Source organism: Martelella sp. UBA3392, from assembly GCF_002358775.1.
Classification (GTDB): Bacteria; Pseudomonadota; Alphaproteobacteria; order Rhizobiales; family Rhizobiaceae; genus Martelella; species Martelella mediterranea.
Window position 1 is genome coordinate 1 of the sequence record NZ_DEPM01000036.1, and the last position, 22,139, is coordinate 22,139.

The 22,139-nt window shown below is 63.5% G+C and carries 18 protein-coding genes and 1 pseudogene; 10 read left to right on the forward strand and 9 right to left on the reverse strand.

Going from position 1 to position 22,139, the window contains the following annotated elements; translation table 11 throughout:
• The 3 genes and pseudogenes from narH to B4E36_RS02880 all read right to left on the reverse strand — a co-directional run.
• A pseudogene (gene narH, locus B4E36_RS02870) lies at nt 1–393 on the reverse strand (nitrate reductase subunit beta); the annotation flags it as partial.
• Nucleotides 390–4,133, reverse strand: a complete 3,744-nt coding sequence (locus B4E36_RS02875) for a nitrate reductase subunit alpha (RefSeq protein WP_345899954.1) — start codon at nt 4,131–4,133, stop codon at nt 390–392. The gene B4E36_RS02875 and the pseudogene narH, both read right to left, overlap by 4 nt.
• Nucleotides 4,134–4,157: 24 nt before the next feature.
• Nucleotides 4,158–6,833, reverse strand: coding sequence for an MFS transporter (locus B4E36_RS02880; RefSeq protein WP_345899955.1), 2,676 nt, complete (start codon nt 6,831–6,833; stop codon nt 4,158–4,160).
• Nucleotides 6,834–7,075: 242 nt separating this feature from the next.
• Here B4E36_RS02880 and B4E36_RS02885 point away from each other — a divergent pair, with 242 nt between their 5' ends.
• Nucleotides 7,076–7,777 (forward strand): helix-turn-helix domain-containing protein, encoded by a 702-nt coding sequence (locus B4E36_RS02885; protein ID WP_292059201.1) that lies wholly within the window; start codon nt 7,076–7,078, stop codon nt 7,775–7,777.
• Between the two features lie 66 nt (nt 7,778–7,843).
• Here B4E36_RS02885 and B4E36_RS02890 read toward each other — a convergent pair whose 3' ends face one another.
• Complete coding sequence (locus B4E36_RS02890; RefSeq protein ID WP_026173415.1) at nt 7,844–8,767, reverse strand: LysR family transcriptional regulator; 924 nt, start codon at nt 8,765–8,767, stop codon at nt 7,844–7,846.
• A gap of 155 nt (nt 8,768–8,922) precedes the next feature.
• Between B4E36_RS02890 and B4E36_RS02895 the strand changes: the two genes are divergently transcribed.
• From B4E36_RS02895 to B4E36_RS02935, 9 genes are read left to right on the forward strand one after another with little or no spacing between them, the layout of a single operon-like run.
• The gene (locus B4E36_RS02895; RefSeq protein ID WP_292059204.1) at nt 8,923–9,966 is read left to right on the forward strand and encodes an ABC transporter substrate-binding protein; all 1,044 of its coding nucleotides are present in this window, start codon (nt 8,923–8,925) and stop codon (nt 9,964–9,966) included.
• A gap of 5 nt (nt 9,967–9,971) precedes the next feature.
• Nucleotides 9,972–10,778 (forward strand): ABC transporter ATP-binding protein, encoded by an 807-nt coding sequence (locus tag B4E36_RS02900; RefSeq protein WP_292059206.1) that lies wholly within the window; start codon nt 9,972–9,974, stop codon nt 10,776–10,778.
• Entirely contained in the window at nt 10,772–11,587 is an 816-nt protein-coding gene (locus tag B4E36_RS02905; RefSeq protein WP_292059208.1) for an ABC transporter permease, read from the forward strand. The genes B4E36_RS02900 and B4E36_RS02905 overlap by 7 nt, the downstream gene beginning before the upstream one ends.
• 58 nt (nt 11,588–11,645) lie before the next feature.
• Nucleotides 11,646–13,013, forward strand: a complete 1,368-nt coding sequence (locus B4E36_RS02910) for an FAD-dependent oxidoreductase (protein ID WP_292059209.1) — start codon at nt 11,646–11,648, stop codon at nt 13,011–13,013.
• 11 nt (nt 13,014–13,024) lie between these two features.
• Complete coding sequence (locus B4E36_RS02915; RefSeq protein ID WP_292059211.1) at nt 13,025–14,191, forward strand: CaiB/BaiF CoA transferase family protein; 1,167 nt, start codon at nt 13,025–13,027, stop codon at nt 14,189–14,191.
• The gene (locus B4E36_RS02920) at nt 14,188–14,964 is read left to right on the forward strand and encodes an enoyl-CoA hydratase-related protein (RefSeq protein ID WP_292059213.1); all 777 of its coding nucleotides are present in this window, start codon (nt 14,188–14,190) and stop codon (nt 14,962–14,964) included. The genes B4E36_RS02915 and B4E36_RS02920 overlap by 4 nt, the downstream gene beginning before the upstream one ends.
• A 6-nt stretch (nt 14,965–14,970) precedes the next feature.
• Nucleotides 14,971–15,318 carry a 4Fe-4S dicluster domain-containing protein gene (locus tag B4E36_RS02925; RefSeq protein WP_292059215.1) on the forward strand — a complete coding sequence of 116 codons (348 nt, stop codon included), beginning with the start codon at nt 14,971–14,973 and terminating at the stop codon, nt 15,316–15,318.
• Nucleotides 15,315–16,163, forward strand: a complete 849-nt coding sequence (locus B4E36_RS02930) for a dihydrodipicolinate synthase family protein (protein WP_292059217.1) — start codon at nt 15,315–15,317, stop codon at nt 16,161–16,163. Before B4E36_RS02925 ends, B4E36_RS02930 begins: the two co-directional genes overlap by 4 nt.
• 27 nt (nt 16,164–16,190) lie before the next feature.
• Complete coding sequence (locus B4E36_RS02935) at nt 16,191–16,640, forward strand: deoxycytidylate deaminase (RefSeq protein ID WP_292059218.1); 450 nt, start codon at nt 16,191–16,193, stop codon at nt 16,638–16,640.
• A gap of 14 nt (nt 16,641–16,654) precedes the next feature.
• Here the strand turns inward: B4E36_RS02935 and B4E36_RS02940 are convergent, their stop codons facing one another.
• Genes B4E36_RS02940 through B4E36_RS02960 form a run of 5 tightly spaced genes read right to left on the reverse strand, consistent with a single transcriptional unit; the run spans nt 16,655 to nt 22,076 of the window.
• Nucleotides 16,655–17,620 (reverse strand): aldo/keto reductase, encoded by a 966-nt coding sequence (locus B4E36_RS02940; RefSeq protein ID WP_292059219.1) that lies wholly within the window; start codon nt 17,618–17,620, stop codon nt 16,655–16,657.
• Nucleotides 17,617–18,726, reverse strand: a complete 1,110-nt coding sequence (locus B4E36_RS02945) for a mannitol dehydrogenase family protein (RefSeq protein ID WP_292059221.1) — start codon at nt 18,724–18,726, stop codon at nt 17,617–17,619. Before B4E36_RS02945 ends, B4E36_RS02940 begins: the two co-directional genes overlap by 4 nt.
• 55 nt (nt 18,727–18,781) lie before the next feature.
• Nucleotides 18,782–20,278 (reverse strand): UxaA family hydrolase, encoded by a 1,497-nt coding sequence (locus B4E36_RS02950; protein WP_292059223.1) that lies wholly within the window; start codon nt 20,276–20,278, stop codon nt 18,782–18,784.
• Entirely contained in the window at nt 20,275–21,309 is a 1,035-nt protein-coding gene (locus B4E36_RS02955) for a zinc-binding alcohol dehydrogenase family protein (protein ID WP_292059225.1), read from the reverse strand. Before B4E36_RS02955 ends, B4E36_RS02950 begins: the two co-directional genes overlap by 4 nt.
• Nucleotides 21,306–22,076: an ATP-binding cassette domain-containing protein gene (locus B4E36_RS02960; RefSeq protein ID WP_018064443.1), complete on the reverse strand. Its 771-nt coding sequence runs from the start codon at nt 22,074–22,076 to the stop codon at nt 21,306–21,308. Before B4E36_RS02960 ends, B4E36_RS02955 begins: the two co-directional genes overlap by 4 nt.
• Nucleotides 22,077–22,139: the final 63 nt, after the last annotated feature.

Here is a 22,139-nt window from a genome sequence, read left to right on the forward strand (position 1 = left end):
GCCGGTCAGCTTCGAGCGCGGCCGTGCCGTCGGCATGGTCCTGCTCTCGCCGGCGGTCTGGAGATGGCCGTAGTCGAAATCGAAGGGTTCGTAATAGTCGTCGATTTCCGGCAGATCCGGATTGGCGAAGATCTTGGCGAGGATGCGCCATTTGGCGCCCATCTTCGGCTCGATCTTGCCGTTCTTCTTGCGGACCCAGCCACCGTTCCATTTCTTCTGGTTTTCCCATTCCTTGGGAAAGCCAATCCCCGGCTTGGTCTCGACATTGTTGAACCAGGCGTATTCAACGCCTTCCCGGTTCGTCCAGACATTCTTGCAGGTGACGGAGCAGGTGTGGCACCCGATGCATTTATCGAGATTGAGCACCATGCCGATCTGTGCGCGGACCTTCATTCTGCGGCCTCCTTTCCAGCAAGGCTTGGGGTCTCGTCCATCCAGTCGACATTTTCGAGCTTGCGGACGACGACGAATTCATCGCGGTTGGACCCGACGGTTCCGTAGTAGTTGAAACCGTAGGACTGGTGGGCGTAGCCGCCGATCATGTGGGTCGGCTTCGGGATCACGCGGGTGACGGAGTTGTGAATGCCGCCGCGCTGGCCGGTCAGCGGCGAGCCGGGTGTGTTCACGATCTTCTCCTGCGCGTGGTACATGAAGATCGTGCCGTCCTTCATGCGCTGCGAGACCACCGCGCGGGCAACCAGCGCGCCATTGGCATTGTAGACCTCGACCCAGTCGTTATCGACAATGCCGGCGCGGGCCGCATCCGGCTCCGAAATCCACACCACCGGACCGCCGCGATTGAGCGTCAGCATCAAGAGGTTGTCGGTATAGGTGGAGTGGATGCCCCATTTCTGGTGCGGCGTGATGAAGTTCAGCACCAGATGCGGCTGGCCGTCGAGGCGCGCCTCGATCGCCGGCGTCACGGTTCCGGTATCGATCGGCGGACGGTAGACGCAGAAGGCCTCGCCAAAGGCCCGCATCCACAAATGGTCCTGATAGAGCTGCTGCCGCCCGGAGAGCGTGCGCCACGGGATCAGCTCGTGGATATTGGTATAGCAGGCGTTGTAGCAGACCTTTTCCGATTCCAGCCCCGACCATGTCGGCGAGGAAATGATCTTGCGCGGCTGGGCGACGATATCGCGGAAGCGGATTTTCTCGTCCTCCTTCGGAAGGGCAAGATGGGTGTGGTCGCGCCCGGTGATGGCCGAGAGCGCTTCCCAGGCCTTGACCGCGACCTCGCCATTGGTTTCCGGCGCCAGCGACAGGATCACCTCGGTGGCGTCGATATCGGTATCGATCTTCGGACGACCTTTCGAGGACCCCTCTTCCGTCACCGTGCCGTTCAGCCGGCCAAGAAGCGCCACCTCATGGTCCGTGTTCCATGAAATGCCCTTGCCGCCATTGCCGAGTTTTTCAAGCAGCGGCCCGACAGAGGTGAATCGCTTGTAGAGATTGGGATAATCCCGCTCGACCACGGCAACCGTCGGCATGGTCTTGCCCGGAACCGGATCGGTTTCGCCCTGTTTCCAGTCCTTCACATCGAAAGGCTGGGCGAGTTCACCAGGCGTGTCGTGCAGGGTCGGCACCAACACGATATCCTTTTCGACGCCCAGCACTTCCGGCGCGACTTCGGAAAACGTCTTTGCGATGCCCTTGAAGATTTCCCAGTCCGAGCGCGACTGCCAGGCCGGATCGGCCGCACTGGTCAGCGGGTGAATGAAGGGGTGCATGTCGGAGGTGTTGAGGTCGTTCTTCTCGTACCATGTCGCCGTCGGCAGCACGATGTCGGAATAGACGCAGGTGGTCGACATGCGGAAGTCGAGGGTCACCAACAGATCGAGCTTTCCTTCCGGTGCCTCGTCATGCCAGACGGCTTCCTTCACCTCCTGACGGCCCTCGTCGCCGAGATCCTTGCCGAGCAGGCCATGGGAAGTGCCCAGCAGGTGCTTGAGGAAATATTCATGGCCCTTGCCCGATGAGCCGAGCAGGTTGGAGCGCCAGACGAACATGTTGCGCGGCCAGTTCTCCTCCGCATCCGGATCTTCGCAGGACATGGAAAGCGTGCCGGATTTCAGCGCATCGGCGACATAATCCGCAGGCTTTTGGCCCGAGCCCTCCGCCGCGCGGGCGACCTCCAGCGGGTTGGTCCGCAGTTGCGGCGCTGAGGGCAGCCAGCCCATCCGCTCGGCGCGGATATTGTAGTCGATCAGCGTCGCATCCCACGGGCCTTCCGGCGCGGTGGGCGACAGCAGCTCGTCGACCTTCACCGTCTCGTAGCGCCACTGGTCGGTGTGGGCGTAGAAGAACGAGGTCGAGTTCATATGACGCGGCGGGCGCTGCCAGTCGAGCCCGAAGGCGAGCGGCAGCCAGCCGGTCTGCGGGCGCAGTTTCTCCTGGCCGACATAATGGCTCCAGCCGCCGCCGGACTGGCCGATACAGCCGCACATCACCAGCATGTTGATGATGCCGCGATAGTTCATGTCCATGTGGTACCAATGGTTCAGACCGGCGCCGAGAATGACCATGGAGCGGCCATTGGTCTTTTCCGCGTTGCCCGCGAAGGCGCGGGCGGTGGCGATGATCTGCTCGCGCGGCACGCCGGTGATCTTTTCCGCCCATGCCGGCGTATAGGGCGTTCCATCATCGAATGAGCTCGCGACATTGTCGCCGCCGAAGCCGCGGTCGAGGCCGTAATTGGCAACGAACAGGTCGAAGACCGTCGCGACCACCGCCTCGCCATCCGCAAGCGCCACCCGGCGGACGGGCACCTTGCGCATCAAAACGCTGTCATGGTCCGTGCCTTCGAAATAGTCGTGCGCGCGACTGCCGAAATAGGGAAAGGCGACGTCTTCGACGCCATCATGTTTTTCCGCAAGGCTCATGACCAGATCGATGTCGCTGCCCGCGCCATCCTTCTGCTCTAGGTTCCATTTGCCCTTTTCGCCCCAGCGATAGCCGGCAGACCCGCGCGGCACGACGACCGCGCCGGTCTTCGCGTCGAAGCCGACCGTCTTCCATTCGGGATTGTTGCTCTCGCCGAGGCCATCCTTGAAGTCGGAGGCGCGGAGGAAGCGTTCCGGCAAGTAGCGGCCGTCCTTCTTCACCAGCCGCACCAGCATCGGCATGTCGGTATAGCGGCGACAGTAATCGTCGAAGTAATCGACTGTCCGGTCGAGGTGGTACTCACGCAGGATCACGTGGCCAAGCGCCATGGCAAGGGCCGCGTCGGTGCCCTGCTTCGGGTGCAACCAGAGATCGGAGAATTTCGCGGCTTCCGAATAGTCCGGCGAGACGACGACGGACTTCGTGCCCTTGTAACGCACCTCGGTGTAGAAATGCGCATCCGGCGTGCGGGTCTGCGGCACGTTGGAGCCCCAGAGCATCAGGAAGCCGGCATTGTACCAGTCGGCGGATTCCGGCACGTCGGTCTGCTCGCCCCAGGTCATCGGCGAGGCCGGCGGCAGGTCGCAATACCAGTCGTAAAACGACATGCAGGTGCCACCGAGCAGCGACAGGTAGCGGGACCCGGCCGCGTAAGAGACCATCGACATCGCCGGGATCGGCGAAAATCCGATGACGCGGTCGGGCCCCCACCTCTTCGCGGTATAGGCATTGGCCGCCGCGATGAGCTCGTTGACCTCGTCCCAGGTGGCGCGCACGAAACCGCCAAGGCCGCGCACCTTGATGTATTCGGCGCGCTTTGCCGGGTCCTCCTGAATGGCGCGCCAGGCGGCGACCGGGCTCTTGTCGGCGCGTTCCCTGCGCCAGAGCTTCAGGAGCCGCGCCCGGATCAGCGGGTATTTCACCCGGTTGGCCGAATACATGTACCAGCTATAACTGGCCCCGCGCGAACAGCCGCGCGGTTCGTGATTGGGCATATCCGGCCTTGTACGGGGATAATCGGTCTGCTGGGTTTCCCAGGTGACGATCCCGCCCTTGACGTAGATCTTCCACGAGCAGGAGCCCGTGCAGTTCACGCCATGGGTGGAACGCACGATCTTGTCGTGCTGCCAGCGCTTGCGATAGGCGTCTTCCCAGTCACGATTTTCATTCGTGGTCACGCCGTGACCATCGGAGAATGTGTCGACATTCTTGCGCGCCAGAAAGTTGAGGCGGTCGAGGAGAAGAGACATGATCCGTTCCTTTGTTTCGGGCGATTAGCAGGGCACCGGCGCGTTGCGGCGGGTGTAGAAGAAGAAGGTCAGCACGGCGCAGATGACGTAGAAGATGCCGAAGCCCCACAGCGCCATGTCCGGTCCGCCGGTCATCGAGATCGAGGTGCCGTAGGATTTGGGGATGAAGAATGCGCCATAGGCGGCGATCGCCGAGGTGAAGGCGATGATCGCCGCGCTCTCGCGGTCCGTCTGCTTCTGCAGCGCGCCGGCATCCAGTTCCGGCATCAGGCGCGGCACTTCCCGGCGCATGATTGCCGGGATCATCTGGAAGGTCGACGCATTGCCCACACCAGTGAGGAAGAACAGCGCCATGAAGCAGGCGAAGAAGGCCCAGAAACTGCCGCCCTCACCCCCATGCGGCAGGAATTGCAGCACGCCGACCACGGCGACGAACATGCCGACGAAGGTCCAGAAGGTGACCCGGCCGCCGCCGAAGCGGTCCGAGATCCAGCCCGTGCCCGCCCGGCTCAGCGCGCCGACCAGCGGGCCGAGGAAGGCGTAGGACAGCGCATTGACCTCGGGGAACTGGGTTTTCATCAGCAGCGGGAAACCCGCCGAATAGCCGATGAACGAGCCGAATGTGCCGGTGTAAAGGACGCACATGATCCAGTTATGGAAGCGCGAGAAGATCACCGCCTGATCGGAGAAGGAGGCCTTGGCTGAGGCAATGTCGTTCATGCCGAAATAGGCGGCGACCGTGGCCGCGATGATGAACGGCACCCAGACGAAGCCGGCATTCTGCAGCCACAGCCGCCCGCCATCGGACAGCACCTGCGGTTCGCCGCCGAGCGCGCCGAAGACGCCCATGGTGATGACCACCGGCACGAGGAACTGCATGACCGAGACGCCGAGATTGCCGAGACCGGCATTCAGGGCCAGCGCGTTGCCCTTTTCGGCCTTGGGGAAGAAGAAGCTGATATTGGCCATGGACGAGGCAAAATTGCCGCCGCCGAGACCGCACAGAAGCGCCAGGACCAGGAAGATCAGATAGGGCGTTTCCGGGTTCTGCACGGCATAGCCGATGCCCATGGCCGGCAGCAACAGCGAGGCGGTGGACAGCGTGGTCCAGAGCCTGCCCCCGAAGATTGGCACCATGAAGGAGTAGAAAATCCTGAGCGTCGCGCCCGAAAGCCCCGGCAGCGCCGCCAGCCAGAAGAGCTGGGCGTCGGTGAAGTCGAAGCCGATGGCGGGAAGCCGCGCAACCACGACCGACCAGACCATCCAGACCGAAAAGGCCAGAAGCAGCGCGGGAATGGAGATCCACAGATTGCGCTTGGCAATCTTCCGCCCGGTCTTTTCCCAGAAGGTTGCGTCTTCCGGGTTCCATTCGGTGAGCGTCGCCGCCGATGTCTTCGGCGTCATGCCTTCGAATTCAGGCAGTTCCGGCAGGGTGTCGTCACCTGCCCGGTTGCGGCGTTCCATCTGGCGGATCGACAGATGCATCCAGGTCAGCGCAACGAGCACCAGCAGGAACAGGAAGGCGAAGCAGGTGGTGTAGACCCCGGTCAGGTCCAGAAGCGTGCCGAACACGATCGGCAGGACGAAGCCACCTAGCCCGCCGATCATGCCGACGAGACCGCCGACCGAGCCGACATTGTCGGGGTAATAGACCGGGATATGCTTGTAGACCGCCGCCTTGCCGAGGCTCATGAAGAAGCCGAGACAGAAGATCATCAGCACGAAGGCGCCGAAGCTCATCGCGGTCGTAAAGATGATGTCGCCGCCCTTGGCGTGGATCGTGTAGCTGGTCGGCGGGTAGGACAGCATGAACAGCAAGAGCAGCGCAAAGCCGAAGGTCCAGTACATCACCGAGCGCGCGCCGAACCGGTCGGCGAGATGACCGCCATAGGCGCGGAACAGGCTGGCCGAGAGCGAGAAGGCGGCCGCGGCCATGCCCGCGGTGCGGATATCGACGCCGTAGACATCGACGAGATAATGCGGCAGCCACAGCGCCAGCGCGACGAAGGCGCCGAAGACGAAGAAATAATAGAGCGAGAAGCGCCAGACCTGCAGGTTCTTCAACGGCGCAAGCTGGGCCGCGACCGTGGTGGCCTTTGCGCCGGAGCGGCGGCGGGCTTCGAACACCGGATCATGTTTCGAAAAAACGAAGAAGATGACGGCGATCGCCGCAAGCGCAAACGCCCAGACATTGGCGACCGCCTGCCAGCCGAAGGCCACCATAACGAAAGGCGCGCCGAACTTGGTCACCGCCGCGCCGACATTGCCGGCGCCGAAAATGCCGAGCGCGGTGCCCTGCTTTTCCGGCGGATACCAGTGCGAGACATAGGTGACGCCAACGGCGAAGGAACCGCCGGCAAGGCCGACGCCAAGGGCGGCGAGCAGAAACAGCGGATAGGTTGTCGCGCTGGTCAGAAGAAAGGTCGCCGCGGCGGCCAGCAGCATCTGCAACGGAAACACCAGCCGTCCGCCATATTGCTCGGTCCAGATGCCGAGCATCAGTCGGGTCAGCGAGCCGGTGAGAACCGGTGTTGCCACCAGAATGCCGAACTGGGTTTCGGAGAGGCCGAGTTCGCCTTTGATTTCGACCCCGATGATGGCGAAGATCGTCCAGACCGCGAAACAGACCGTGAAGGCCACCGTGCTGAGACCGAGCGCCCGGCGCTGATCGCTTCGCGAAACACCGTCAACTGCAGACATGAAATGCCCCCTAAGGCTCGAGCGGAAGCCCGCTCATTGGAAATTCTGCCTGAGAGTTAGAAGGCGTTGCACCCCTGCGAAGTTGACCTAAGTCAAGGTTGACGGGCGGCGCGGGACAAACAAGAACTGCGCGTGAAATTGCCTTCCCGCGCTGAAATCATCGTCAAATCGGCCTGTTGCGGATGCCGGCTGTTGCTGCTAAATTTATCAATTGAAGATACGAAAAAAATCAAGGCGATGTGATGCGGTCATCCGATTTGCCCGAGGTGCGGGCGCTCGGCCTGTTCAACAGCATGGGCGAGGAGAATTTCGAGGCGCTGATGCAGGCGGCCTATCTGCAGACCTTCCCGCCGCAACTCGATCTCGTTCACGAGGGCGACCCGGCGGACTTTCTCTATGTCGTCATCGAAGGCTGCGTCGAGCTTTACGCCAATGCCAACCGCCGCGAGGCGACCATGGCGATGGTGCATCCGGTCAGCCCCTTCATTCTGGCCGCCGTGCTGAAGGATGCGGTCTATCTGATGTCGGCGCGCACGCGGGCGCGTTCGAAAATCCTGCTGATCCCCTCGGAAGACGTCCGCTCGATCTTCGAGCTCGACGACGCCTTCGCAAGGGCGATGGTGCTGGAGATGGCCGGCAGTTACCGTTATGTCATCAAGGAGCACAAGGGGCTCAAACTGCGCAGTTCCGTCGAGCGATTGGCGAACACGCTGCTTCGGCAGAACCATGAATTCGGCAAGGGTACCGGTGAATTCGAGCTGCCCTACGACAAGCGCACGCTCGCCTCCCTGCTCGGCATGACGCCGGAAAACCTGTCGCGCGCCCTCAACACGCTGAAGCCTTATGGCGTCGAGGTCAACGGAACGACGATCCGGCTTTCCGACATCAAGGCGCTGGAAACCCTCGCCAAACCGACCCCGCTCATCGACGACCCCGGCACCTGAGCCCTCCGCAAGGCAGGGCCGCCCTCACCCATTGTGTTCGGACCTGCCCGGCAACGGGGATTGGCTCTATGACGGACCGGGCGCCGCGGCATCGAGGCGCAGGCCCGCCAGCGCCCGCTTGATCTCGTTGCCGAGCAGGCGCTCGGGCGGGGAAATGCCCGAGGCGGCGGACATCACGACGCCGATCTTCAGGTTCAGCAGCACATCCTGCTGCAGCGGCACGAAGCACAGGCGGCGCTGCTGGATCTCGTCATAGAACCCGATCTGGGTATAGACCCCCAGACTGCGGCCCGCCAGGATCATGTGCTTGGCGACATGCAGCGTATCCGTGAAGCAGTTGGTGGAGAGCGACGGCGCAATGCCGGTAAACGCCTGATCGATGATCGAATTGCGTCCACGCGCATCCACCGTGCGCACCAGTTTCAGACCGTCGAGATCTGCGATCGACAGGCTTGAGCGGGTGGCAAGCGGATGGTCGGGCCGCATGATGATCCCGATCGGCGCGCCCTTCTCCGAAATGATCCTCACGCCGGGATGCACGTCGAAGGTGAAGGTGATCCCGATATCGCAAATGCCGCTCGCCACCGCCTCCATGATGTCATCCGGCTGCGCTGTGGTGACCGAATAGGTGATCTGCGGGTAGACGCTGTTGAAATCGAGCAGAATGCGCGGCAGCAGACCGTAGGTCACGGAATCGATGGCGCAGATATTGATGTGGCCCGAGCGCAGATCGCGAATGTCGTCGAGCATCATCTTGGTGCGCTCGTAGCCATTCAGCGTCTCGCGACAGTGTTCCAGCACGATCCGCCCGGCATCTGTCAGCGTCACGCCCTCGGGCGTGCGCTCCAGCAGAAGCACGCCGATCGTCTTTTCCGTGGCGATGATCTTCCGGTTCACCGTGGTCGAGGAGACGTTGAGGACAGCCGCGGCCTTGCGGATCGATCCCTGGCGGGCAACCTCGTCGAAATAGCGCATGAATGTCGAATGCATCGGGCGCTCCGCCATAGGTGGTGCATTTTATGCCTCACTGTTAGCAGGTTTTTGCACTTTTTGCAGCGCCATATGCTCCGTACACTTCCGTCACTGATAACCGGCAGGGGAACACCGGGTCAGTGCATCAGCAACCAGTGGCAGGGAGAACATCAATGCCGCAATTCAATTCGAACGGGCTAAGCCGTCGTTCGCTTCTGAAATCCATGGGCGCCGCCGCCGGCCTTGCCGGCGCGGGTAGCCTGATTTCATTCACGCCATCACGGGCAGCGGATACCTTCAAGGTCACCATGCAGCTCGGCTGGCTCGCCTCCAACGGCAATCTCGGCGAGATCTGCGCCAACAAGCTTGGCTATTTCGCCGAGGAAGGTCTCGAATTCGAGATCATTCCGGGCGGCCCGAACATCGATGGCGTCGCCTCCGTCGCCTCCGGACGCGCCAATCTCGGTCAGGTCTCGTCCAGCCCGTCGCTGATGCTGGCGCGCGCGGCCGGCATTCCGGTCAAGTGCATTGCCGCCGGCTATCAGCAGCATCCCTACACCTATTTCTCGCTGAAGGAGAAACCGATCACCAAGCCGGAAGATATGATCGGCAAGAAGATCGGGACGCAGGCCACCGGACGCATTCTGTTCAGGGCGCTGCTCGCCAAGAACAACATTCCGGAAGATCAGGTCGAACTGGTGATCATCGGTTCCGACATGAACCCGCTGATGACCGGCCAGGTCGATGCGATCACGGGCTGGAAGACCAATGTGAAGGCGCTCGAAATCCTCGGCGACCAGCGCGTCGACATGACCCTCTGGGATGCCGGCATCAAGCTTTATGCCAACCCGTTCTACGTGACCGACAGCACGCTTGCCGACCACGGCGACAAGGTTGACGCGATGATCCGGGCGATCTCCCGCGGCTGGGGCTTTGCCCGCGAAAACCCGGAAAAGGCGGTCGATTATCTGGTCGAGGCCTATCCTAATTTCGACAAGGCCGCAGAGATGCAGGCCGTGCCGCTGGTGCTCGATTACTCCTTCAACGAGACCACGAAGGAACACGGCTGGGGCACGATGACCACCGAAAACTGGCAGGACCAGATCGACATCTACAAGGCACTCGACCAGTTCGAGGGCGGCGCGCCGACCGTCGACGAGGTCATGACGCTCTCCGTTCTGGAAGCCACCGCCGATACGCGGCCCAAGCTGGGGTAGATGCCATGAACGCGCCAAACACGGCGACAGCATATCGGGAGGCAGGCGCTGAGGCGCTTGCTGCCCGGCTGCGCAATGCCTGGGTGAAGTTCGGTGATTTCACCGCGATCCAGGACCTCAGCCTCGATATCGCAGAAGGCGAGTTCTGGTCGATCCTCGGCCCTTCGGGATGCGGCAAGTCCACGCTGCTGCGTCTCGTCTCCGATCTCATCCCGCCGGCCTCCGGCGAGGTGAGCGTGTTCGGCAAGTCAACGGAGGAAGCAAGGCTTGCCCGCGAATTCGCCTTCGTGTTTCAGGATGCCAGCCTGTTGCCGTGGCGCAGCACTCTCAAGAATGTCGAACTACCGCTCGAGGTCGGGCGCAGCCGCGGCATCAAACTGCCTGTCAGCGACAAGACCCCGCGCGAATTGCTGGAGCTCGTCGGGCTGAAAGGCCGCGAGGACGCGCTGCCGCACGAGCTTTCCGGCGGCATGCGCCAACGCGTGGCGATTGCCCGGGCGCTGGTCTGTCACCCGAAGCTGCTGCTGATGGATGAACCCTTCGGCGCGCTCGACGAGATGACCCGCGATCACCTCAACCTTCAACTCCTGAAGATCTGGGAAGAAACGGGGGCGACGATCCTGTTCGTGACCCACTCGATCCCGGAAGCCGTCTTTCTCGGCCAGAAGGTGCTGATGCTGCAGGCCCATCCGGGCCGGCTGCGGAAAATCGTCGATATCGATATTCCCGGCCCCCGGTCGATTGCCCAGCGCGAAACGCCGGAGTTCATCCGCCATGCGGCGGAACTGCGCCAGATTCTGGAGACATGCTGATGGCGATCTCTCAGATATCCGCCGATATCGAAGCGCGCGACAATGTCGCCGCAATCCGCGCGGCCCGGCTGTCGCGGCTGATTTCGGTGGCGATACCGGTCGGCACCGCGATCTTCCTGCTTTTGATATGGCAGGCCGGCGTCCGCCTTTTCGGCGTGCCGTCCTATATCGCGCCGGCGCCGAGCGACGTAGCGCTCGTCTTCGTCAAGGATTTCGCAACGCTGATGGCCAATTTCTGGCCGACATTGCTGGAAGCGGTGCTGGGCTTCCTGTTCGGCAATCTGGTCGCGGTGCTGATCGCGATCGCCTTCGTGCACAGCCGGATGGTCGAACGGGCGTTCTTCCCGCTGGCCGTCTTCATCAATACGGTTCCGATCCTGGCGATCGCACCGATCCTGGTGCTGATCTTCGGTTCCGGGCTGACGGCCAAGGTGATGATCGCGGCGCTGATCTGCTTCTTTCCGACGCTGGTCAACATGGTGCGCGGCCTCAATTCGGCAAGTCCGCAAATCCTGGAGCTGACGCGGGTTCTGTCCGCGTCGAAATCGGAAGTGTTCTGGAAGGTGCGGTTGCCATCGTCGCTGCCGTTCCTGTTCTCGGCGCTGAAGATCGCGGCGACCACCTGCGTCATCGGCGCGATCGTCGGCGAATGGGTGGGAGCCAATATGGGGCTCGGGGCGCTGATCCTCGATGCCACCTTCAATTTCCGCTCCGCGCTGCTTTACGCGACGGTGTTCCTGTCGTCGGGCCTGTCGGTGCTGCTGTTTGTCGCCGTGACGCTCGCCGAGCGCCTGATCGTGCGCTGGTAGGAAAACCTCAACCGGAATTTCAAGACGGGCGATCTGCCCGGGGAAGAGCTGTGCCAAGATGAAAGAGAAATACGGACATATCGCCCTGAAACGGGACGAGCAGATACCGGTGGTCGCCGATTGCGATGTCGTGGTCATCGGCGGCGGACCGGCGGGCGTGAGCGCCGCGGTATCGGGCGCGCGCAACGGCTGCTCGGTCACGCTCATGGAGCGCTATCACCACCTCGGCGGCATGGCCTCCGGCGGCATGGTTCTGGTGCTGGATGACATGGTCAATGACGGCAACGAGATCGTCACCACCGGCATCGTCTCCGAATTCGTCGACCGGATGGCGGCGGAGGACGGCGCGGTCTATCCCCCGCCGGAAGACTGCCTGACGAACTGGGAGATGTGGCGCAAATGGTCGCGCTGGGGGGCGATCGACTTCCACAAGACCGGCATGCCGCAACCGATCATCCACGCCGTCGCCTTCGATCCCGACTGCTGGAAGCGCACCAGCCTCAACCTGGTCCGGGAAGCCGGCGTCAATCTCAGGCTCCATTCCTGGTTCTCCGAAGCGCTGGTGGAGGACGGCTGCGTCACCGGCATCATCTGCCAGACCAAGGTCGGCCGTCAGGCGATCCGGGCGAAAATGGTCATCGATGCCAGCGGCGATCTCGATGTCGCCGCCTCTGCCGGCGCGTCGTTCCTCACCGGCCAGTATATCGTCACCACCGTGTTCCGGCTTTGCGATGTCGATACCGAAAAGGCCGAGGCCTTTGAATTCGAACATCCGGAGGAATACAAGGCGCTCGACCGGCAGGTGCGCCGGGTCATCGGCGGGGCATGGGGCATGTGGTGGCTGAAGACGCCGCTGCCGGGCATCGTCTGGTGCAACTGCCCGCATATGCCGGGCTATGACGGCCTCTCGCCGGAGGACATGCTGGCCGCCGAAATCGAGGGCCGCGAGCGGATGATGAAGCTGCTGCACTTCGTGCGCGCCAACCTGCCGGGCTTCGAGAATGCCAAGATGCTGGGCGCTGCCGAGCAGCTCGGCATCCGTCAAACCCGGTTGTTGCAGGGCGAATATGTCGTCACCCGCGACGATGTGAAGAGCCGCCGCCACTTTACCGACAGCGTCTGCCGGGGCCGGGATTACTACACGCCCTACCGCGCCCTGCTGCCGAAGGGGATCGACAACCTGATCGTCGCCGGCCGCCACTATTCGGTGGAAAGCGAGGCGCAGAAACTTTCGCGCGAGATCCCGCCCTGCATGGCGCAGGGCGAGGCGGCGGGCGTGGCCGTCGCCGTGGCGCTCGAACAGAACGTGGCGCTTCGCGATGCCGATGTCGCGACCATCCAGAAGCGCATGCGCGCGCAGGGCGCCGATCCCGGCGATATCCCCTCGGCGAACGCCCGCGTTGAAAACACCGCAGCAGCAGAATGAAAGACAATGCCATGAATACCGATAGCCTTCCTCTTTCCGGCATCCGCGTGATCGATTTCACGCAGGTGATGCTCGGTCCCTGCGCGACGCAGATGCTGGCTGATTTCGGGGCGGACGTGATCAAGATCGAGCGTCCGGGGGCTGGCGACCTGTCGCGCCATTTCTTCGACGACCACACCGAGGCCGGCCGCAACAATGCGGTCTACTGCTCGCTGAACCGCAACAAGCGCTCCGTCGAGATCAACACCAAGTCGGCAGAGGGCAAGCAGATGGTCTATGATCTCGTGCGCCAGGCCGATGTCGTGGTCGACAATTTCCGCGCCGGGGTGATGGAGCGGCTCGGTTTCGGCTACGAGGCGCTGAAGGCGATCAACCCGAAGATCATCTGCGCGTCGGGCACGGGTTTCGGTTCGACCGGCCCCTATGCCCACAAGGGCGGCCAGGATGTGCTGGCGCAGGCGATGACCGGCGTCATGGAAAAGACCTCCGACCCCTCTATCCCGCGCTCGATCTATCCGACCACGCTTTGCGACTATACCGCCGGCATGCATCTGGTGCAGGGCGTGCTCGCGGCCCTTCTCTGCCGCGAGAAGACCGGCCACGGCCAGCGCGTCGAGGTTTCGCTCTACGACTCCATGATCGCCATGCAGATGCAGGAGGCGGCACAGTGGAGCAAGCATCATGCCGTTTTGAACTGGGCCGCGATGCCGCTCACCGGCGTATTCGACAGCACCGATGGCGCGCTGGTGATCGTCGGGGCGTTCAAGGCCAACCCGTTGCGCGATATCTGCGCCGCGCTCGGTATCGAGGACCTGTCGCCGACCTATCCGGATCTTGCCAGCCAGCGCGCCAACAAGCCCTATCTGCAGAAACGCTTCGCAGAAGTGATTGCCACCAATACCACCACGCACTGGATCGAACGGCTCGAGAATGAGGATCTCCTCTGCGCCCCGGTACGCGCGCTCGGCGAGGCGCTGGACGATCCGCAGACGGCCATCAACGGCATGCTGCTCGATTTCGAACATGATCTCCTCGGGCCGCTGCGGGTCGTCGCCTCTCCGGTGCATTTGAGCGACGCGCCCGTGGTGCTGCGTCACAAGCCGCCTAAACTCGGCGAGCACACCGCCGAGGTGATCGCCGAGTTCGGCCTTGACGCGAAGGTAAGGGCAGCCGGATGAGCGTTCTGTTTTCCATCGAAAACCATGTCGCGCGGGTCACCATCAACCGGCCCGAGCGGATGAACGCCGTCGATCAGCAAACCGAGGCCCGGCTGGAGGAAATCTGGACCGCCATCGAAGGCGACCCGGATATCCGCTGCGTGGTGCTGACCGGGGCCGGCGAGCGCGCCTTTTCCGCGGGCGCGGACCTCAAATCCGGCTCCGGCGCTTCGGGCCTCGAATACTGGGCGCGGATGAACCCGAACGGCTTCGGCGGCATCGCGCTGCGCCAGAGCCTCACCGTGCCCGTGATCGCCCGCGTCAACGGCGTGGCGCTCGGCGGCGGGCTGGAAATGGTGCTCGGCGCCGATATCGTGATCGCCAGCGACACCGCCCGCTTCGGCCTGCCCGAGGCGAAGGTCGGTCGCCTGCCGCTCGATGGCGGCATGGTGGCGCTGCAACGGCTGATCCCGCGCAATATCGCCGCTGGCCTGATGATGACCGGGCGGATGATGAGCGCCGCCGAAGCGCGGGCCGCAGGCCTCGTCAACGCGGTGGTGCCGCCCGAAAACCTCGATGCCGAGGTCGAGGCCTGGGTCGCCGATATCCTGAAATCGGCGCCCTTGTCGGTAAAGGCGATCAAGGCGACCCTGCGCAGGACTGCCCATCTTTCGCCCATGGAAGCCCGCGCGGTGCAGACGCCGGAGCTGATCGCGGCGCTGGTTTCCGAGGATTCAGAGGAAGGGGTCGCAGCCTTCCGGGAAAAGCGCGCGCCGGTCTGGCGCGGCAGGTAGAGTTTCATGGCGCTGGTGATCAAGAGCGAATGCATCGACATCAAGGACGGCGTCTGCGCCACCGTCTGCCCGGTCGACTGCATCTATGAGGGCGAGCGGATATTCTACATCCACCCGACCGAATGCATCGAATGCGGCATGTGCGAGAGCATCTGCCCGGTCGACGCCATTCGCTATGACGATGATCCGGGCGCCGAAATCGCCCGCTTCAACGCCATCAGCCGTGCCGTGTTCGACGATGGCGAAGGCGGGCTCAGGGAACCGGGCGGCTGGTCCAGATCATCGCCGCCGGTAAACGACCACCCGCTGGTCCGGAACTGGCCAACGAAATCAGAAGAGGAAAATCAGTCATGAAGGGCATTATCGCGGCGGTGCCGACGCCGGTCGACGGGGACGGCAGGGCCTTGCAGAAACCGTTTCTGGAGCATTGCCGCTGGGCGCTCGCGAATGGCTGCGACGGGCTCAACGTGCTCGGCACAACGGGCGAGGCCAATTCGCTCGGCATTGCGGAGCGCAAGGCGGTCATGGGCTGGGCCGCCCAAAACCTTGATCCCGCCCGCCTGATGGTCGGCACCGGCCTGACCTCGCTTGCCGATACGCTGGAACTGACCCGGGCCGCGGCGGATATGGGCTATCGCATCGCTCTGGTTCTGCCGCCGTTCTACTACAAGCCGGTCAGCGATGACGGCCTCTATGCCTGGTACATGGCGCTCGACGAAGCCCTCGGTGAAAGCCCGATCGCGATCTGGTTCTACAATTTTCCGCAGATGACCGGCGTGCCAATCCCCGTCGATGTCGTCGCGCGGCTTGCCGCGGCTCGCCCGGCACGCTTCGCCGGCATCAAGGATTCGTCCGGCGATCTCGCCTATTGCCGGAGCCTGGTGGCCGCTGTGCCGGGGCTTTCCGTGTTTCCGAGCTCCGAAACCGCGCTTGCCGAAATGCAGGCATCCGGCTTTGCCGGCTGCATTTCCGCCACCGTCAACATTTCCGCGCCGCTCTGCGCCGCCTATCTTGCCGCCCCCGGCGAGGCGCTTGCCGCGCGGATCGCAGAGACCCGCGGGAAGATCGCGGCCCATCCTCTGGTGCCGGCCGTCAAGTATCTCGTCGGAAAACGCAGCGGCGATCCTGTCTGGGAGAATGTCCTGCCGCCCTTCACCCAAGCGGACGCGCCGTCGCGCGCGGCGCTCGACGCAATTTGATGTCAACAACGATGAGAGAGATTCGCCATGGCTGATGAAGCGACCTGGTCCAAACGGTTCCGCGCACTCTGCGACGAGACGGCCTCGTGGTCCGAGGATCGCGACTTCAAGGTTGGCGCGGTGATCGTCGGACCCGGCCACGAGGTCCGGGCCACCGGCTATAACGGCCTGCCGCGCGGTGTTTCCGACGAGGACCCCGCCCGCTTCGACCGCGCCAGCGGCGAGAAATTCTTCTGGATCGAGCATGCCGAGCGAAATGCCGTTTATAATGCCGCCCGCTCCGGCGCCGCACTTGCCGGCTGCACCATTTATGTCAACCGCTTCCCCTGCGCCGACTGCGCCCGCGCGATCATCCAGAGCGGGATCACATGCGTCGATTGCCCGCCCAAACCGGAAAACGATGGCAAGCTGGATCACAGCTTCGATGTATCCGAGACCATGCTGCGCGAAGCCGGGATCGCGATCAAGACCGGATGAGCGCCGCCGGCGGGTTAGCGCAACACGGCCTCGGCGGATTTTGGCCAATGCGCTTCCACCGCGTCAAGATTGCGGTCGAGCGAGGATAGTTTCGCCGTGCCGATCAGCACGGAAGCCGCCTGCGGATGGGTGAGCGCGAAGCGCAACGCGGCCTCGGCGAGCGAGACGCCGGCGGCTTCGGCGCGGTCCTGGAGTGCTTCGACCCTGGCGAGGATATCGTCCGGCGCGGGGCCGTAGTCGTAATGCGCGCCGGGGACCGGTCCGGTCGCCAGAATGCCGGAATTGAAGATGCCGCCCAGCACGAGGCTGACCTGCCTTTCGCGGCATAACGGCACGAGCTCCGCCTCCGCCGAACGGTCGAGCAGCGTCAGCCGGCCGGCGAGCAGGATCACGTCGATCTCCGTTTCGGCCATGATATCGAGGCAGACGCGGTTTTCATTGACGCCGAGGCCGAAAGCACCGATGCGGCCGGCCGCCTTGAGCGTCTGCAGCCGGTCGATACCCGAGCCCATCAGGTCCGCCATGTGACGGCCATTGTCTTCGCCATGGGTGTAAACGCCGATGTCATGGACATAGACGATATCGATGCGCGCGGTGCCGAGCCGTTCGCAACTCTGCTCGAAGGTAGCCTCGATGCCGTCGCCGGAATAATCGTAGTGCACGGCATTGGGCAGCGGCTCGACAAAACCATCGGCCTCGTCAAGCGCAGGTCCGGGCGAGAGGAGCCGCCCGACCTTGGTGGACAATACGTAGTCGGCCCGCTCGCGCGTCTTGAGGAACCGTCCAAGCCGCTGTTCGGAAAGGCCGCGCCCATAATGCGGCGCGGTGTCGAAATAGCGGATGCCGCGTTCCCAGGCGCGGGCGAGAATGGCCTGAGCGGTCTCGTCCTCGACCTTGCGGAACAGATTGCCGAGGCCCGCGCAGCCGAAGGAAATGTCGGTGACCTCTACCGCCGTGCGGCCGATCCGGTTGGTTTTCATGTGCGTGCCTCCTCTTCGACAATCCGCCTCAACCGCGGCGGACCGCCGGTGACGCCGAGCGCCCTGCCCCAGTCGATGAAAGCGCCAATGCGACGTTGGGTCTTCTCGCGATGGTTCTGCGCGATATCCGATAGCCGGTGCACCAGAAACGGATTGGCGAAACGTTCAACCGTTGTTGCGACATAGTCCTTGGCCTCATCGCCATAGCCGGCGGCAAGGAAGGTCGGCAGCACTTCCTTTTCGTAAAGGTCTGCCAGATCGGCGCGGATTGCCGCATCGGCAATTTCGTCGCGCACCAGCCGGTCCCGCTCGCCGCCGCGCGCCAGCCAGCGGGCGACCAGATAGGTGTGGCCCAGATTGAGAATATGGAGCTTGAGTTTCTCGATCCGCCCGAGATCGGGCACCAGTTGGATAGCGGGGTGCGTGCAGGGCAAGGTCAGGTTCGGGGCATCCTCGATGGCCCAGAGCGCATAGGGCTCGGCCACCGCGCCCGCCGGCTCCAGCGGCTCGGACACGATGCGATCGACCAGCGAATTGGCGAAAACCACGTTTTCGCCCACCCAGGCCGCAAAATCGGCCGATAGCGGGGCGGAAAGTTCCAGAACCCGCGCGCGCAGCGTCTCGCCATTACGGGCGATCAGTTCCGCGGGCATGACCGTCAGGTTCTGTCCGCCGGCCTGAAAGCGCGCGAACAAAAGCTGCGTCAATTTCGCGGGATAGGACATGGCCTGCGAAAAATAGGGCAAGGCATCGTCGGCCTGCGGCTTCCAGCCCGCATCGCCGGTATTGGAAAGGATGACCCGCGCCTCCTCCACGGCAATGCGGACGATCTCCGGCCAGTCCGTTTCCGTGGTGAGCGCGCGGGTAATGGCGGTGCACCGCACCTCCCGCTCGACCGGCGCGCCATTCTCGATGCCCTTGACCAGCACCGGGTAGCCGCCCGGCGCGGCGAGCGCCTCAAGCCGTTTGCGCCGCGCCGGATCGCCGCTTGATTGCACCACCGTCACCGGACCCAGCGCCCGGCCTTCTGCCATCGCCTTGGAGATGAACAGATCGGCATGGGCTTGCAGAAACCGGCTGGTGCCGAATTGCAGGACAATTGACATGCGCTCCCCCAGATCACTATTGCTCTTGATTTACGGCCTGTAGACCGGCGCCGCGCTACATCACCGCGCCGATCTGCCAGGGGATGAACTCGACCCGACCGAAGCCCTGCGCCTCGCTCTTGGTCGGGCGTCCGGAGGCGACGTCGAGCATCATGCGGTAGATTTCCGCGCCCTTGTCGGCCAGCGGCACGCCGTCGATCACATCCCCGCAATTGATGTCCATGTCCTCGCCCATGCGCGCCCACAGATCGTTATTGGTGGCGATCTTGATGCAGGGCACCGGGCGATACCCCGAAACCGAGCCGCGACCGGTGGTGAAGACGATCAGATTGGCGCCCGAGGCCACCTGCCCCGTTACCGAACAGGGGTCGTAGCCGGGGCTGTCCATGAACACGAAGCCCCGCCGGTCGATAGGCTCGGCATATTTGTAGACCGCTTCCAGCGGGGCCGATCCGCCTTTGGCGACCGCGCCGAGCGATTTCTCCAGGATCGTGGTCAGCCCGCCACGCTTGTTGCCCGGCGACGGGTTGTTGTCCATCTCGCCGCCATTGCGGGCACAGTAATCCTCCCACCAGACGATGCGCTCCATCAAAGCTTCGGCGACCTCGGGCCTTGCCCTTCGGGTCAGCAGATGTTCCGCGCCATAGATTTCCGAGGTTTCCGACAGGATCGAGGTGCCGCCCTGCGCCACCACCATGTCCGAGGCGATGCCGAGCGCGGGATTGGCGGTAATGCCAGAAAGCCCGTCCGAACCGCCGCATTGCATGCCGATGACCAGGTGTTCGGCCGAAACCGGCTCGCGGCTGGTCGCGTTTGCCGTTTCGGCCAGTTGACGGAGCACCGGCAGCGCGGCCTCGACCGTTTTGCGCGTGCCGCCGGCATTCTGGATCGTCAGAAACTGGAAGCGCCTCGGATCGCGCAGCTCCTTTTTCGCGGCAAGCACTGGAAGCTGCATCACCTCGCAACCGAGCCCGACCAGAAGGATCGCGCCGAAATTCGGATGCTGCGCGTAACCGGCGAGCGTGCGCATCAGCGTCTCATAGCCCTCGCCCTGCCCGGCCATGCCGCAGCCCGAACCGTGGGCGATCGGCACTACGCCGTCGACATTTTCGAGGTCGGAGAGAAGGCCCGAACGCTCGGCCTCCTCGGCAATGAAATGGGCCACCGAGCCCGAACAGTTGACGGTGGTCAGAATGCCGATGAAATTGCGCGTACCGACCCGGCCATCCGGACGTTTGTAGCCCATGAATCTATCGCGCACGGACGCGGGCGCAATTGGCTGAATCTCCAAGGTGCCCGCATCGCCACCGCGCTCCGTACCAACGCCGAGATTTTGCGTGTGCACATGGGCGCCGGCGACGATATCGACCGTCGCAACGCCGATGATCTGGCCGTATTTGCGCACGAAAGCGCCTTCCGGGATGGCATCGAGCGCCATTTTGTGGCCACGCGGAATGGCTTCGCTCGCGCCCGCCTCGCCCGGCTTCAGATCGACGAGCGCGATGCCGACATTGTCGTCGGGATGAAGCCGGAGAATCCGGGCGCCGCTCATGGCCGCACCACGGCCTTGATCAGCCCGCTGCGGTCGGAGGCGAGCGCGGCGAAGCGCTCCGGCAGGTCGGCCAGCGGCAGTTCGGCCGACAGCAGCGCATCGGTGTCTATCTTGCCGCTGCGGATCGCCTCCATGACCCGCATGAAGTCGGCTTTCAGCGCGTTGCGGCTGCCGATGATGCGGGTCTCGCGCTTGTGGAACTCCGCGTCATTGAAGGTGATGTCGTCCTTGACCACGGATACGAGCACATAGGTCGACCCATGCGCCAGCAGGGGAAACCCGGCCTCGATCGCGCGGGCCGAGCCGGTGGCGTCGAAGACGATGTCGAAGCCCGAGGCCAGGTCGCCGGTCAGGATGCCGGCCGGGTCGCTGTCATTGTGCAGATGTTCGAAGCCGAATTTATCAGCCGCCATGGCCAGACGCTCCCTGCTCAGGTCGAGCAGATGCACGTCCGCGCCCGCGAGCCGGGCGAAAAGGGCCGCGCCGATGCCGATCGGCCCCGCACCGGTTACCAGTACCCGGTCGCCTTCCTCAATGCCCGAGCGCGCCACGGCATGGGCGCCGATGGACAGGAATTCCACCATCGCCGCCTGTATCTCGGTCAGCCCCTCGGCGGGATAGAGATTGCCTTCCGGCACGGCGATGCGCGCGCTCATGCCGCCATCGCGATGGACGCCAAGCACCTCGATCTTCTCGCAGCAATTGGGCTTGCCGCGTTTGCAGGCGTGGCAGGTCCCGCAGGAGACATAAGGATTGACGACGACGAGATCGCCGGCCCCGAGCCCGGCGGCATCGGCAACCAGCCTGCCGCTCAGTTCATGACCGATGACGCGCGGGTAATTCAGATAGGGATGTTTGCCCTCGAAGATATGATAGTCCGTGCCGCAGATGCCGACCGCGCAGATATCCACCAGCGCCCAGCCCGCGGGCGCTTCCGCCGGCAACGGCATTTCGCGCAGCTCGAAAAGGCCGGGTTCGACGCAGACGCCGCAGGTCATGGTGTCGGCATGCATTTTCTCGGGGCGGTTCATTGCAATTGTCCTTGGTTCCGGGGTGCCCAGTCCATGGGGAGTTCGCCCTTGATGATCAGGCTCAGAATATCGTCCTTGGTGACTTCCTCGATGCCGTGCGCGCCGACCTGCTCGCCCCGGTTCATCACGATGACGCGGTCACAGAGGTCGAAGACGTCATGCATGTCGTGACTGACGAGAAAGATGCCGATGCCCTCGTCGCGCAATTGCCGGATAAGATCGGCAACCATGGCGGATTCGGAGGGGCCGAGGGCCGCCGTGGGCTCATCCATGATCAGGATCTTGGCATTGAAATAGAGCGCGCGGCCGATGGCGATCACCTGTCGCTGCCCGCCCGAAAGGCGCGATACCGGATCGCCGAGATTGCGGAAATTCGGGTTGAGCCGGGCCAGCACCTTCTTGGCTTCCGCCATCATCCGCCTGTCATCGAGATTGCCCCAGCGGGTTTTCAGTTCGCGCCCGAGGAACAGATTGGCCGGCGCATCGAGATGGTCGGCGAGCGCCAGCGTCTGGTAGATGGTTTCGATGCCGTGACGACGCGCGTCGTGCGGCGTCTCCAGCCTGACCTCCGTTCCGCCGACGCGGATCGTCCCGCTGCTTGGAACCATGGCGCCGGAAAGAATGCGCATCAGGCAGGATTTGCCCGCCCCGTTATGGCCGAGAACGCCAACCACCTCGCCGGGATAAAGATTGAGCGACACGCCGTTGACGGCGTTCACGCCGCCGAAATGCTTTTCGATGTCAATCATCTCAACAAGCGGGGTCATGGGACTTGTCCTGCGTCATCTTGCATGGGTAGATCGCGCGGGACGCCTGCGCGCCCCGCGCGA